The organism is Neobacillus niacini, from assembly GCF_046591715.1.
GTDB classification, from domain to species: Bacteria; Bacillota; Bacilli; order Bacillales; family Cytobacillaceae; genus Neobacillus; species Neobacillus niacini_L.
This window is the reverse complement of the sequence record NZ_JAWVNQ010000002.1, coordinates 327,533-341,362: the sequence shown is the minus strand read 5'-3', so window position 1 is coordinate 341,362 and position 13,830 is coordinate 327,533. Positions and strand designations below refer to the sequence as shown.

At 39.1% G+C, this 13,830-nt stretch carries 14 protein-coding genes and 1 other RNA gene; 3 read left to right on the top strand and 12 right to left on the bottom strand.

Annotated elements, in window-relative coordinates; translation table 11 throughout:
• Nucleotides 1-13 precede the first annotated feature (13 nt).
• From SFC47_RS08915 to SFC47_RS08905, 3 genes are read right to left on the bottom strand one after another with little or no spacing between them, the layout of a single operon-like run.
• Complete coding sequence (locus SFC47_RS08915) at nucleotides 14-364, bottom strand: 2Fe-2S iron-sulfur cluster-binding protein (RefSeq protein WP_411253926.1); 351 nt, start codon at nucleotides 362-364, stop codon at nucleotides 14-16.
• Entirely contained in the window at nucleotides 364-1,212 is an 849-nt protein-coding gene (locus tag SFC47_RS08910; protein ID WP_411253925.1) for a family 1 encapsulin nanocompartment shell protein, read from the bottom strand. The genes SFC47_RS08915 and SFC47_RS08910 overlap by 1 nt, the downstream gene beginning before the upstream one ends.
• 20 nt (nucleotides 1,213-1,232) lie before the next feature.
• Nucleotides 1,233-1,811: an IMEF encapsulin system ferritin-like cargo protein gene (locus tag SFC47_RS08905; protein ID WP_411253924.1), complete on the bottom strand. Its 579-nt coding sequence runs from the start codon at nucleotides 1,809-1,811 to the stop codon at nucleotides 1,233-1,235.
• A gap of 170 nt (nucleotides 1,812-1,981) precedes the next feature.
• Between SFC47_RS08905 and SFC47_RS08900 the strand changes: the two genes are divergently transcribed.
• Together SFC47_RS08900 and SFC47_RS08895 are read left to right on the top strand one after the other, a co-directional pair.
• Nucleotides 1,982-2,671, top strand: coding sequence for a spore coat protein (locus tag SFC47_RS08900; protein ID WP_411254096.1), 690 nt, complete (start codon nucleotides 1,982-1,984; stop codon nucleotides 2,669-2,671).
• A gap of 126 nt (nucleotides 2,672-2,797) precedes the next feature.
• Complete coding sequence (locus SFC47_RS08895; RefSeq protein ID WP_411253923.1) at nucleotides 2,798-3,205, top strand: LAGLIDADG family homing endonuclease; 408 nt, start codon at nucleotides 2,798-2,800, stop codon at nucleotides 3,203-3,205.
• Nucleotides 3,206-3,541: 336 nt separating this feature from the next.
• Here the strand turns inward: SFC47_RS08895 and ssrA are convergent.
• The 5 genes from ssrA to SFC47_RS08870 form a co-directional block, all read right to left on the bottom strand.
• Nucleotides 3,542-3,878: a transfer-messenger RNA gene (gene ssrA / locus SFC47_RS08890) on the bottom strand.
• 154 nt (nucleotides 3,879-4,032) lie between these two features.
• Nucleotides 4,033-4,500 carry an SsrA-binding protein SmpB gene (smpB, locus tag SFC47_RS08885; protein ID WP_411253922.1) on the bottom strand — a complete coding sequence of 156 codons (468 nt, stop codon included), beginning with the start codon at nucleotides 4,498-4,500 and terminating at the stop codon, nucleotides 4,033-4,035.
• A gap of 120 nt (nucleotides 4,501-4,620) precedes the next feature.
• Nucleotides 4,621-4,851, bottom strand: a complete 231-nt coding sequence (locus SFC47_RS08880) for a hypothetical protein (protein ID WP_411253920.1) — start codon at nucleotides 4,849-4,851, stop codon at nucleotides 4,621-4,623.
• Nucleotides 4,852-4,913: 62 nt separating this feature from the next.
• The gene (locus SFC47_RS08875; RefSeq protein ID WP_411253919.1) at nucleotides 4,914-6,512 is read right to left on the bottom strand and encodes a spore germination protein; all 1,599 of its coding nucleotides are present in this window, start codon (nucleotides 6,510-6,512) and stop codon (nucleotides 4,914-4,916) included.
• Between the two features lie 49 nt (nucleotides 6,513-6,561).
• Entirely contained in the window at nucleotides 6,562-7,761 is a 1,200-nt protein-coding gene (locus SFC47_RS08870) for a Ger(x)C family spore germination protein (protein ID WP_411253918.1), read from the bottom strand.
• A 171-nt stretch (nucleotides 7,762-7,932) separates the two neighbouring features.
• Here SFC47_RS08870 and SFC47_RS08865 point away from each other — a divergent pair, with 171 nt between their 5' ends.
• A complete protein-coding gene (locus tag SFC47_RS08865; protein ID WP_411253917.1) occupies nucleotides 7,933-9,048 on the top strand; it encodes a GerAB/ArcD/ProY family transporter in 1,116 nt (371 codons plus the stop codon).
• A 95-nt stretch (nucleotides 9,049-9,143) separates the two neighbouring features.
• On the opposite strand, the gene rnr is transcribed toward SFC47_RS08865, so the two are convergent.
• The 4 genes from rnr to SFC47_RS08845 form a co-directional block, all read right to left on the bottom strand.
• Nucleotides 9,144-11,498, bottom strand: a complete 2,355-nt coding sequence (gene rnr / locus SFC47_RS08860; protein ID WP_411253916.1) for a ribonuclease R — start codon at nucleotides 11,496-11,498, stop codon at nucleotides 9,144-9,146.
• A 22-nt stretch (nucleotides 11,499-11,520) separates the two neighbouring features.
• Nucleotides 11,521-12,267: an alpha/beta hydrolase gene (locus SFC47_RS08855; protein ID WP_411253915.1), complete on the bottom strand. Its 747-nt coding sequence runs from the start codon at nucleotides 12,265-12,267 to the stop codon at nucleotides 11,521-11,523.
• Nucleotides 12,268-12,402: 135 nt separating this feature from the next.
• Nucleotides 12,403-12,636, bottom strand: coding sequence for a preprotein translocase subunit SecG (gene secG, locus SFC47_RS08850; protein ID WP_095246682.1), 234 nt, complete (start codon nucleotides 12,634-12,636; stop codon nucleotides 12,403-12,405).
• A 100-nt stretch (nucleotides 12,637-12,736) separates the two neighbouring features.
• The gene (locus tag SFC47_RS08845) at nucleotides 12,737-13,654 is read right to left on the bottom strand and encodes a DUF7916 family protein (RefSeq protein ID WP_411253914.1); all 918 of its coding nucleotides are present in this window, start codon (nucleotides 13,652-13,654) and stop codon (nucleotides 12,737-12,739) included.
• Between the last annotated feature and the right edge of the window lie 176 nt (nucleotides 13,655-13,830).

The following is a 13,830-nucleotide window of genomic DNA, read 5'->3' as shown; positions in this document are numbered from 1 at the left end:
TTTGTTGAATTTTTTATAGAATTTCTGCCTGGCAAGCTAAACGATAGCTCTTTGTTAGTTCATCCTTTAGCTTTTTCTGCTCCTGCTCATTAGGGAGAGACAATCCAGAGCCTTTTATGACTTTGACTTTACACTGTCCGCATGTACCTTTTTTGCATTTATAATTGATCTGTTTTCCTTGATTTAAGGCTGTGTCGAGCAGCTTTCCTTTTACCGGTTGAATTTCAATCTTGCTGCCGTTTTGTTCCACAACGATTTTTTCTGGCTGCATTTTTTCTTTCTTTTCGACTGGTACTGGTGCTTGGGGTTTAACCATCAGCCTTCCCGGTATGAGTGAACCGACGGTGAATACGCGATGTTTCATTAATCCCCCATAGACTCCAATGTACAAATAGCAGAAGGGCGCTTAATTCTCAGTACGACGGTTTCATAAACCCGGAAAGGATGATTCATCCCTTCTACACCTAAGTATGCAGTATCAAAATCCTCTGATATAGCAAGGTCTAGATTATTTTTCCCTGTATTCACCAGTACGCCTGATTTTCCTTTTAAAACAGGAGATTGGAACACCCCATCTGTAACCAATTCACGAATATGTTCAATTTCTAATACATTTGTATCACGGTGGACACGATGGATCAGGGAATATAATTGTGGAGATAGTACAAGTGCAAATGGTCCATTATGGTTCATTTCAAGCAGCTTATTCCTGGCATCAACAATATCTTGAAAAGCATTTCCGGATTCATACCATTCCCCAATCAAGTGGGTTAGACGGCCGGGAACATTCATCAAACCAGGAATATCAAACTCCCTTGTACCATGGAAAATCATTTGGTCTTCAAGTATCGCCACATCACGAGCCGCATTGGCTGCCGCAGAAAAATCTATTGGGATATCTAATACCTTTGCCTGCTCTAAGTCACGCCAATACAATACAAAGTCCTTATAAAGCAATGGAATCGTATAGTTCACCCTCTTACTTGTCTCGATATCCGTATCGAAGGACCCCTGAAAATCCATTTTAGCTTCTAAGTTTTCTGCAAAAATATCATTAAAGATACTTTGTACGCCTCTTCCCAGCGGGCCGTATAATTCAATAAAACGGCGCCCGACCAATTGTCTCCTTGCTGCATCAACGACAGTTTGATCTAACTGAGTAAATTCTTGATTTGATAACGGTGAATCAGGATATAACTGTATTTTGTTCATTTGTTTTTCCTCTCTTTTCCTTAAATTAAGCTTCCCACCGTAAAGCCTCTTCTCTGTTTAGTCTGTGGAGCCGTATGATGGTGATGGTCCATCGTTACCGAATGGGACCGGTCAAGGTGGTCATGTTCCTCATCATGATAGGCATGTGGGTCTACATAATTAGTATCAAATCGACTATTAATATCGATCAGCATTTGTTTAACCTGCTGATAATCCTTATAGGAAACTTCCCTTAAGCTATTTAACAAGCTGCTTCGCTCTTCATCTGTAAAGCGAAATAGTGCTAAATCTAAGTGTTCTACGAAATTATGTAATCCGAATTTCTCAAGATTAAGTTCTTGTAGAAGCCGATTAAATTCATTGTTAGCTGGAGAAAATTCCTTCTCATCCTTCACTTGCTGAAATTTACTAATAAGTGGAATCAGGACAACTAAACGGGAAAGCCGCTGCTCTTCTTCTTCATAAATATGGTGATAATATAGCCGTTCATGTTCATCAGCCGCATTTTGAATTATTGGGTCGAGCATATTCATAAATTTTTCAATTGCATCTTTTGTGGTTGTAAATATTTGATAAAAAATCTTTAATTCTTCTTGCATTGGCTGCTTCACCTCCTGCTACTCATTACCTGCCATTATTGACGTGGAATTCTAATTCTAAAACCCCTACCGTTACAATCTTTTGAACAAATTGTACAGGTGAATAACTCCGGTCAATTGATACATAATAACTATGGCTAACATCTACACATTAGGAGGAGAAGAATATGATGCAAAACCAGCAAGGACAACAAGGCCAAATGCACCAAAATATGCATACGGGAAATGTACCTCCGCAATTGAATCATGGAGGCCATGAGGTAATTGATTTAAATGAGGTTCTAGGAGCAGCAATTGGCACAATGAATTCATACATGTTATTACGCCAGCATGTAAAGGATCCAGAATTACTGGATATTCTTGATCGTCAATATAAATTTATGCAGGATGAATACAACATCACGGTCGAATGTTTCAAAACTGGACAAAATCCTTCCCACCCTACTTCAAAATATATGATGAACCAAGGTAATGACTTCATCTATGGAATGAAACCAGCTCAGCCAAAGAAGCCTTGGCAATCACCATCGGAAATTAATGATGAATACATTTCAAGCTGTATGCTGGCTTCTTGCAAATCAAGCGCATCAATGAAAACGATGGCAGCATTAGAGACAACGAATCCAGTGGTACGTCGCGTGCTCGCAGATTCAATTCCAAATTGCATTGAAATGGGCTATGAGCTTTCTATTTATCAAAATAAACATCATTACTATCAAGTGCCGCAGCTTGCTGAGCAGGATATGAATAATTACAGAAATACTTTCGCCCCTGCACAAGGTTCAGCGATGGGGCAGAATATGGGGCAGCCGCAAATGCCGCCTAACAATATGAATATGAATAACAATATGCCGCATTAAATAATAAAAGCTATCCTTTCTTGATGAAGGGATAGCTTTTGTTAAATTTGAAAGTTTTAACAAAATATCATATAATATAAATAGAACGTATGTTTGTATTTCATTGTATGATGAGGAGTGATATAAATGGAAAGTTGGGAAGCTGCATATATTGCAGGTATTATTGATGGGGAAGGCTCCATTTCTTTAACTAGAATGCATGTACACGAACATCGACGCCCTTGCATATCCATTGCTTCAACAGATAAAGAACTATTAGTTTACATACAGTCTCTATCAGGAGGAACAATCAATAATAAGAAAAATTACAAACCTGATAAGCATAAGAATTCATATACCTTAAATATAAAGAAAAAAGAAGCTGTTATATCCATACTAAGACATATATCTCCTTATCTAAGGGTAGATAAAAAAAGAAACCGAGCACAATGGATTCTTAAAAAGTATGAGGAGGTTACACCCCGAAACGGAAAGTACACTATGGAATCTCTAGAAAAGAAACTAGCTTTTGAAGAAAGCTTTTTTAGTATATAAAAAAAGACCAGCATCAGCTGATCTTGTATTCCACCTTATGTATGGTGGAGACGGCGGGACGTGCGTTTCCATGCTTTCGTCATGGCACTGACTATATCTTGAACCTGCGTAGTTTACAGGTCCTTCGGCGTCTTATGCGAATCATATTTTTTACCTAAAGGTAAGGATTTCGCATCCTAGTACTACCAATTAAATGGCAGCCTATAAGTCGATACACGGCTGTTGGATTACTCCACATACCGCTCGGCATTGCCTTATCGCTCGTTTAAGCGACTTAGGTTTCACCGATAAAGCCGAATTTTCACTTATGTGTTACCACATAAGGCGACTATTTACTAATCGAACCCGCGTCCAAAGATATCGGCACTTAAGCTTCTACGAGTGTAGTCGACATATTGGCGATTCGCTGATCCTTTTGCCTGTCGACAGGCGGCCGGTCAGCTAGTCTGGTTGTTCTCTTCCTTCGTCCTCAGACGGTGGACTCCGGCGTAGCCTACTATCGTTGAGTCCGCTACCCTACCACATAGGCGATGGAGGGGCGAACAGCTATGCAGTTATTAAGCTGCGAAAGCTAAGTTGTTGTTAGTTTTGCCAGTTATAGGCGTTGACGTTTTAACGAGGCCGATCCCCTCGACTCGCAACCCAAGCTCGAACTACCCCTGTCGAATCCGTAGCGTCCCCATTATAAAATGAGCAATAATCTACTTAAGATTAAAGCTAGTGACGTCGGATGCTCAACAATAGTTTGAGCAAAAGTTATCGCCGCTCCTTAGCGACAAACTTATTATAACACACTGAACGTCTTTTTCAATTGTAAGTTTTTGTAATTACATTTTTTGACGCTCACGGAATGCTCGTTCAATATCACGCTTGGCTTCTTTCTGCTTCAAGACCTCACGCTTATCATAATTCTTTTTACCCTTTGCTAATCCTAATAAGATTTTTGCAAAGCCATTTTTCAAATAAATCTTTAATGGAATAAGCGCATAGCCTGCTTCTCTTGTTTCTCCAAAAAGCTTATTAATTTCCCGCTTATGGAGCAAAAGTTTTCTTTGTCTCAAAGGATCATGATTATAGCGATTACCTTGCTCATATGGACTAACATGCATATTTAATAGATGCATTTCACCATTATGAATCCTTGCATAGGAATCCTTTAAGTTCACTTTTCCAGCGCGGATTGACTTGATTTCTGTTCCTTGTAGGACAATTCCAGCCTCATATGTTTCTTCAATATAGTAATCATGGTATGCCTTTTTATTCTGGGCAACCACTTTCCCTTCACCTTTTGGCATAGACAACACCTCTTCTCTAGGCTTTTATTGTAGCAAAAAAAATCCTTTATAACAATTGAAAGGAAGCCTATTTGAAGGTTAAAACTGCCGTTCTTAAAGTAAAAGACTACGTAAGGAAGTTTATGTTAATAAATTTTTCAACAGATTAGAAAATGGTTTATAAATGAATGTAAGCCAGATTAGCGGATTAGGAATCCAAACATGTAAGGCTCTAGCAATACTTAGTACGGTCCCAAATAATAAAAGGAAGGAAAATATCCATAGCTCTTTTACCAATCGTTTTCTTAACATATGAGGTACATCAATCGCAATAATGATCGCAACAACAACTAAGATTCCGGCTATAGCCACTTTTATAGCTTCTTCCTTTCTTCTTAAGAATAAAAATCAAGACAATGAAATGGAGGTCAATATTAAATTTTATCTTCCGGTGGAGTTGGAACCGGATTATGGCCACGATTTTTGTTGGTTTTGCTTATTAGCCGAGGGCGAGAAACCATCCTCCACCATGGTAAGCGAACAATTGAATCCCCTATTTCCTCCTTTATTAAAGGACCGAAGGGGCTCATATAAGGAACGCCAAACGAACGGAGGCTGCACAAATGGAGAATAAGTGATATTAAACCGACAATTATACCGAATAACCCAAAAGAAGCAGCAAGCCCCATCATTGGAAAACGAAGCATTCTAAGAGACGCTGACATGGCAATGGAGGGAAGTATAAAGCTAGAAATTGCCGTGATGGCAACAACAATTACCATGGCTGCTGATACGATTCCAGCCTCAACTGCAGCTGTTCCAATGACCAATGTTCCCACAATTGAAATGGCTGAACCTATAGCCCTTGGCATTCGTAAACCAGCTTCCCGCAAAATTTCAAATGCAGCCTCCATCATGAGCGCTTCAATAAATGCTGGAAAGGGAACACCTTCTCGTTGGGCAGCAAGATTTATCAAAAGTGCAGTCGGCACCATCTCCTGATGAAAAGTAGTGATCGCAACAAATAAGGAGGGGGCCAATAATGCAATAAATAGACTTAAAAATCGAAGCAAACGGATAAGTGAGCTAATATCTGCCCGCTGATAATAATCTTCAGCAACATGTATAAAAGAAACGAACAGTGCTGGTACGATTAAAACATTCGGGGTTCCATCCACTAGTATCGCAATTTTTCCTTCAAGGAGCTCCGCAGAAATCACATCAGGCCGTTCTGAGTAATATACCGTTGGAAACGGAGTATAGGTTTTATCCTGGATCAATTCTTCAATATAACCACTCTCCAAAATCCCATCTATGTCAATTTGATTTAGCCGTCTATGAACTTCCTGTACAATTTTGTCATTTGCAATTCCTTTTATGTACATGATCGCTATATCGGTTTTAGTGAGTTTACCGATGTTTTTCGATTCAATCCATAATTGCTGCGATTTTATTTTTCGGCGAATCAATGCAGAATTCGTACGGATTGACTCAGTGAAACCTTCCTTTGGACCTCTAATGACATTTTCAGCGGTTGATTCACTTACAGCCCGTTCCTTCCAGCCGCACATACTGATCATGAGACCTTGAGCAATTCCATCCAGCAAAAGAATGACATCCCCTGATAATAAGGAATTGAACAGAGTGGTGTAATCCATAACATCTTTTATGGATCCAACAGTAAGATAGTGGTCCTTTAAGACTTCTAATATACTTGACCTAGAAGCTAAAAATTGATCATTATGGGAAGTAATGTCCAACATGAGCGGTTCCAGGACAGATTTTTGAATAGATTCAGTATCCACTAATCCATCACAATAAAAAATGCTGGCTCTAACTAAATTCTCTTTGCCAATTTTTATATCCCTAATTACAATGTCGCTGCTATTTCCAAGTTTCTTCAGGACGAATTTTTTATTTTCTTCTAGGCTTTCGCTTAAGTAACCCTTACTATTGTTAAGACTTTGATCATCTATTTCATCTGTGAAAGGGTTTAATCTGTTTTTATTTTTTAGTTTCTTAAAAACCACCATCCATTTATCCCCTCTCATTTTCTTGAATCCATTATATGAAACAGAAATTTCATTTTAATTCTTCTAAAAATGAATTACCTACCGTTCCTATACTATTGATTTTTCCATGGACATTCACATTTACTTCCATGTCTTCGAATTTTTTATCCCAGTCTTTTTTTAGTTTTTCCCATTCTTTAGGATCTGCCCTATAAATTGCCTGACCAAACCCAAAAATGTCTACTTTTTCATTTTTCTGAACATGTTTAATTGCCTCTTCAAGCATTTTCTTTGTTTCTTTTTCATAGATTTTCTCTAAATTATCAATTGATTTTTTCCCTTTCAAATCAAGATCACATTCAATCTCAGCCACTTTGCCCTCTACGCGAACATTTATATCAATTACAGGTTTTCCATTTACTACTCTTCCTTTTACTTCCGTTTCTGAATTCGTCACTTGATAAACAAATTTCCCTCCTTTTGGACAGGATACATTTCCAACAGAACTTAGTTCGTTGTTTGTGACAATACTGTAAGTTTTACTTTGAGCTTCGTTTAACCAGCCGATTAATTTATCTCTTTTAAAAACCGCTAAATCTTTAAAATACAATCTAGCAACAGGATCGATTTTTTCTACTATTTGTTTACTGAAAGAAGTTTTTTCGTCACCTTTTACTTTTACATGAACACCTGTCAACACCGGTTGTTTTCCTTCACTTACCATATCCTCAATCAATTCATCTAACGTAACATATCTTGTTGCTGACCATGCCTTCGCGGAGACTTCGAGAGTATTAAACAATTTATTCGCAGGTATTCGTTCTAAAGAAGTTGGAACCTTTAAGATATCTTCTGCTTTCTTTCCCTTTGCTACAGCAATGTAAAAATCAGATCGCAATTCCCAATCTCTTAAGAGCAAATCTAATGGTTTTCCAATCCCCTCCTTTGCTAAAGACTCTCCAATTACCAAGATTCGGAGATGAGAAGGATAAATTTTCCTTGGAGCTTCCATGGTCATTTTTCTGAATGCCTCAAGCATGGAATCCCCCTCAGCTTGAAAAATAATGACTGGTGCATGCCCCCTAGCTTTTGTCGTAATTTCTCCTGGATTTACCACTTGAGCAGTCACAAGATATTTACCATCCTCGTTTAGGTCAATTCCCATAGCCAGAGTAATAGCAAGTTCATTTAATTCACGACGGTTCCAGCAGCCGGTTGTGATTATTTGAATTACAATTAATAAGACCAAAATTGCCTTTCTCTGTATCATGGATTCCGACCCTTTCTATTTAAGCAAATACATAAAGGGAAAATTTTAAAAAAAGTTCCGCCTCAATACTTCCAATGTTTTCTATCAAAGAATAATATCCCCATTTGCAGAAGAAAATATATATTAACCATTACCTTTATTACTTGGAATTTAATGAAAAGGACAACAACGATGCAGAAAGACGGTAAAATATCTGTAGGTCAATTATCTATTCTAGTCATTTTATTAACAGTGGGGAGTACGATCTTAAATGCGCCTACAGGGTTAATTACGTATGCCAGACAAGATGCTTGGGTTTCCATAATAGTTGGAATCATAATTGGAATGTTACTCATGTGGTTGTATTACACCCTGGGAATTCGTTTTCCAGACATGACATTGGTTGAAATAAATGAAAAATTGTTAGGAAAATGGTTAGGTAAATTCGTTTCTCTTTTTTTTAGTTTTTGCTTATTCATCATTGCAGCCACTCTATTATTTTTTTTAGGAGAGTTTTTGACAGTACAAATATTGCCCGACACCCCAATTGAAGTGATCCTTATTCTCTTTTTATTGATTATTATTCAAGGGGTACGTCATGGTATAGAAACTGTCGCGCGAGCAGGGGAGATCCTTTTTCCCTGGTTTATATTGCTTTTTATTATTTTTATCATTTTTGTTTCACCTAAAATTGAAATACAAAATATTCAGCCCGTCTTTGTGACGGGGATAAAACCAATCATATCAGCTATTCTCTTGTACTTAGATTTTTCTTGCCTTTCGCTTATCTGCCTGTTAATGGTTTTTCCAGGCTATATTCAACATCCTAAACAAGCATTTAAAGCCCTTATCATTGGGAATTTAATTGGGGGAGTATTGCTTTTAATTATTACAATATTAAGTATCTTGGTTATTGGTGTTGATAATTCAGCAAGGCAGTTATATCCAAGTTATGCATTAGCTCGAAAAATCAATGTAGGCGGGTTTGTACAACGTTTAGAAGCAATGCTTGCTATCATGTGGTTTATTTCTCTTTATTTCAAAATTACGATTTACTTTTTTGGATCTGCCGTAGGATTTGCTCAAACGCTGAACATAAAAGATTATAGGCCGCTGACTTTACCCTTAGGCATGATATTAGTGATACTTTCCTTGATAATATATCCAAACATTACATATTCAGAGTCAACAAGTATGGAGGTTTGGATTCCACTTTTGTTAACTATAGGGATGTTTCTTCCACTTTTATTATTATGCCTGGATTTAATTCGAAAAAAAATCAACACCAAAATATCAGCTAAGAATTAAACTTCTTGAATATAGAGGGCACAACAAAAAAACTGTTCGAGTCACGGTTATTAAACCGCTTCGAACAGTTTTTTCTAGTGTACTAAAATAAAAGCTTATCTCTTCTTTTTCCGCTTTGTACTTTTATTTTTAGGGACATTATCGTAAAACTTCTTTTTCTTGCGTGTACCAGATCCCTGCCCAGAACTGCCTCCACGGCCTTCTGACTTTTGACCACCGCGGCCTTCCTGGGTTTTATTACGTCTAGGCTTTTTCGTATCGCTTCCGGTTTTGAACACTCTCGGAGTGTCTGAACGTTCACGACGGGTCCCTTTCATTCCGACAATTTCGAAGTCGATCGAACGTTCATCTTTATTGACCTTTACAACCCGAACCGTAATTTCATCGCCAATTCTGAATACATTACCGGTCCGTTCGCCAATCATGGCAAAATGACGCTCATCAAAACGATAGTAATCATCAGTCAGGTAGCTGACATGAACGAGACCTTCAATCGTATTGGGCAGCTCGACAAACATTCCAAAATTGGTCACGGAGCTAATAATACCGTCATACTCTTCACCAATCTTGTCTTCCATGTATTCAGCTTTCTTCAGCTCATCCGTTTCACGCTCTGCATCAACCGCACGGCGCTCCATCTTCGAGGAATGCTGAGCAATTTCCGGTAATCTCGCATTCCACTTTTCCCTTGTTGTCTCATCAAGTTTTCCTTCAATAAGATACGTTCGGATTAAGCGATGAACAATGGTATCAGGATAGCGACGAATTGGCGATGTGAAATGAGTATAGAACTCTGTTGATAATCCAAAGTGCCCCAGGCTTTCAGGGTCATATTTCGCCTGCTGCATAGAACGAAGCATCACCGTTGAGATAACCATCTCTTCCGGCTTCCCTTGTACCTCTTCAATAATTTCTTGCAATGCCCTTGGATGTACATCATTGGCTGTTCCTTTGACAATATATCCGAAATTCGTGATAAACTCAAAAAATCTTCTTAGCTTATCTTCTTTTGGGTCCTCGTGAATACGGTAAATAAACGGCACTTCCATCCAGTGAAAATGCTCAGCCACTGTTTCATTGGCGGCCAACATAAATTCTTCAATTAATCTTTCCGCAACCGAACGCTCGCGAAGAACAACATCAGTCGGTTTACTGTCTTCGTCAACCAAAACCTTTGATTCTTTAAAATCAAAATCGATTGCTCCTCGCTTCATTCTCTTCTCTCGCAATATTTGTGCGAGCTCTTCCATTTGCTCAAACATTGGAACAAGGGACTCGTAACGACTGCGTGTTTCTTCATCTTTATCAACTAGAATCTTATTGACATCGAAATATGTCATTCTCTCAGTCGTTTTGATTACGCTTTGAAAAATCTCATGATTCACAACGCGGCCTTCATCGTTGATCTCCATATCACATGACAATACTAAACGATCAACCTTTGGATTAAGTGAACAAATTCCATTTGATAATCGATGTGGAATCATCGGGATAACCCTGTCTACTAAGTATACGCTTGTTGCCCGTTCTTCGGCCTCAAGGTCAATAGGCGTTCCTTCTTTCACATAGTAGCTTACATCCGCGATATGTACGCCAAGCTTATAATTGCCATTCTCAAGCTTCGTCACCGTAACCGCATCATCCAGGTCCTTTGCGTCTGCTCCATCTATTGTGACGATGGTTTCATTTCGTAAATCTCGGCGGTTAGCCAGTTCACTTTCATCAATCGTATCTGGTGTTTCATTTGCCTGCTTTAATACTTCATCAGGAAATGCCATCGGCAGACCATGCTTGTGAATAACTGATAAAATATCGACACCTGGGTCATTTTTGTGGCCAAGAACTGTGATAACTTCTCCCTCAGCACTTTTCCTGCCTTCTGGGTAGGTGGTTAACTTAACCACAACCTTATGACCTTCGACTGCACCTTTAGACGCAGATTTAGGGATAAACACATCACTCGCAAACTTTTTATCATCAGGGATCACAAAACCAAAGCTTTTGCTTTCTACATAGGTACCGACAATTTGCTGAACTCCTCGTTCGAGAATGCGAATAATACTGCCTTCTCGGCGCTGTCCTGAGCTTTCTGAAGAGATACGGGCTAGTACGGTATCACCATGCATGGCTGTATTTGTTTCATTTGGCGGGATGAAAATATCGTCCATTCCCGGCTCATCTGGAATCACAAACGCGAACCCTTTAGCATGACCCGTTAATTTTCCGCGGATTAGATTCATTTTTTGCGGCAGGCCATAACGGTTGCTGCGAGTACGGACAACTAGACCCTTTTCTTCCATTTGTACAAGTGCTTTTACAAATTCCTTAAACTCGCTTGAATCTGAAATTCCAAAAGCCTCTTCCAGTTCTTGAACAGTCAAAGGCTTGTATGCCTCGTCCTTCATATATTGTAATAGCTTATCAACGTGTAGTTGAATATTATCTTCCAATAAAATCCCTCCTCAATAGGATTTACTTCTTCCAATCTAATTTTTCTAAGAAGGCATAAACATCTTCATGAAGCTGCTCCCGCTCTTTATCTAAGGTAATGACATGTCCTGATTCCTCATACCATTTGATCCCTTTTATCACGGATTCCACTTCATTGTAAATAATGTTGGCACTGTCTGTATTAATCATCTTGTCATGTCGTGCTTGCACCACAAATGTTGGAGCATAAATCATATCAACATGATTTCGAACGTCAGCAATTAATTCTTGCAGCGCTTTTAAAGTTTTCATCGGTGTCTTCCGAAACTCATTCATTTCTAGTTCGATTTGTTCCTCGCTTTTTCCTTCTCGTACCTTATATTCACGTGCATACTCAAGAATTCCTTGATACATGACTTCCTCACTTTTTATATACATGGGTGCACACATTGGAAATACACCCTTTATAGGTACAGTGTAACCCAATTTCAAGGAAAATACGCCGCCAAGAGAAAGTCCTCCGACTGCAATTTCCTCATATCCTTGATTTTTTAAAAAGTTATATCCCTCTAATACGTCCTGCCACCAATCACTAGGCCCGGTGTGCACCAGCTCCTCTGGCGGAACACCATGTCCCTTATAGTGCGGTGCATGACAGGTATATCCCCTTTTTTCTAAAAAGCGCCCCAGCATTCTGACATCTGCTGAATTTCCTGTAAATCCATGAAGTAATAGAACAGCTCGTTCTCCCCCTTTAAAGGTAAAGGGCTTTGGTGCAGCAATTTTCATAGTTAAAACTCCTTCAGTTCAATAAAATCCATTATCTTAGTTTAAGCAAAGTATTGGGTAACATTCCAGAAATACGCCTTCGATTTTTGCGCATAAAAAAAACCTGACAGTGAGCCAGGTTTCTGAGCATTCTTATTAAACTTCGAAGTATGCAACCAATACCGCTAGGATAATGAAAAGAACGGCTAAAACAATGGTAATACGGTGTAAAATTAAATCAAGACCTCGTGCCTTTTGCTTACCAAATAATGTTTCAGCACCGCCTGAAATGGCGCCGGATAATCCAGCACTTTTACCTGATTGCAATAATACAACTAGAATAAGTCCAATACTCACGATTACTAATAATGTAACAACCAATGCATGCATGTAAGCCACCTCCTGTTAGTTCGTACATTTCACAGTATTTTTAATGTACCATAATATTGCCCTTTTAACAATACTAGTGTTTGTGTCAGCTTTTAGGAGATTACCTTAAGATCGATGATGCCATTCTTACATAAGTATGTCGTTTTCCTCTTACAACGATTGAATATGAGGTGATATTTTCAGGAATCGCCATCCCTGCTGCCCCAGCATCACCAATATGGAAAAGGTCACCACCTGCCATCTTGCTGTTTAAAGCTATCTGTCTAATGGTTCCTTCGTCTGCTCCTTCTTGGCTGGTGCCAGTGGTCAGAATCGCAAGAGCGCCTTTTTCATGGACAGCATCAACTAATTTTGACGTCTTCTCAACTGTGAATCCAGGTACCGTTCCGGGTGAAGGGATCAGGATAATATCTGCTCCTGCTTCAATAAATGCATGCAGGGTTTCAGGCGACATCAAACTGCTGCCCACCTCGCCAGCCACACCTGCACTGTGCATTTTACCTGCAATAATTAGCCCATCTTCACCAAACACACTCCGTGCCAGCTGAATGGCCCTGGTTATCTCGGAGTTAGAAACTCCTGTTTTCGGATTTCCTGTTAGGCAGACAAAATCAAATCCTAATTCCTTCGCTTTTTGCAGCGACTTTTCCGTGGCTGTTCTGCCCACTGGAAGTTCAACCAGGTCCTCTATCTGCTTTGCAGTTAAATCGACTGGTTCTAGGTTAAGGCCAATGGGACGGCCGACTAGCTTTTTAAGTGAACGGATTAAGGAGTCTGGGTTTTCTGCTGTTAGCCCTTCTAAACTCGGATTAAAAACGTCAAAGAAATTTAACAGGATTAAATCTGCCCCAAATGCGGCCGCCATCTCTGCGTTTGTAACTGCAGGATAATAAGGGGTAACTGCTCCAATAACCTCAGCTACAATCGTTCTTCCTTCCGATGCAAGAATCGACTGCTTCAGGTCCCTGCCGGTCATTTTTTCAAAGTCTGTGGCTGTACAATCTAATAAACGTTTCATCTTTGATTACCTCCATTAGATATCATGATTATATTTTACAAGAAGGCGGGTACATTTGTAAAAAATTGTCATCATTAGAGCTAGGCATGCCGGAATGACCATGATTCCTTTTCACACCTTGAATGGTGCATTCCAGATTCTCTCCATTGACCCCAAACTCATTTCCTCCCATGCCT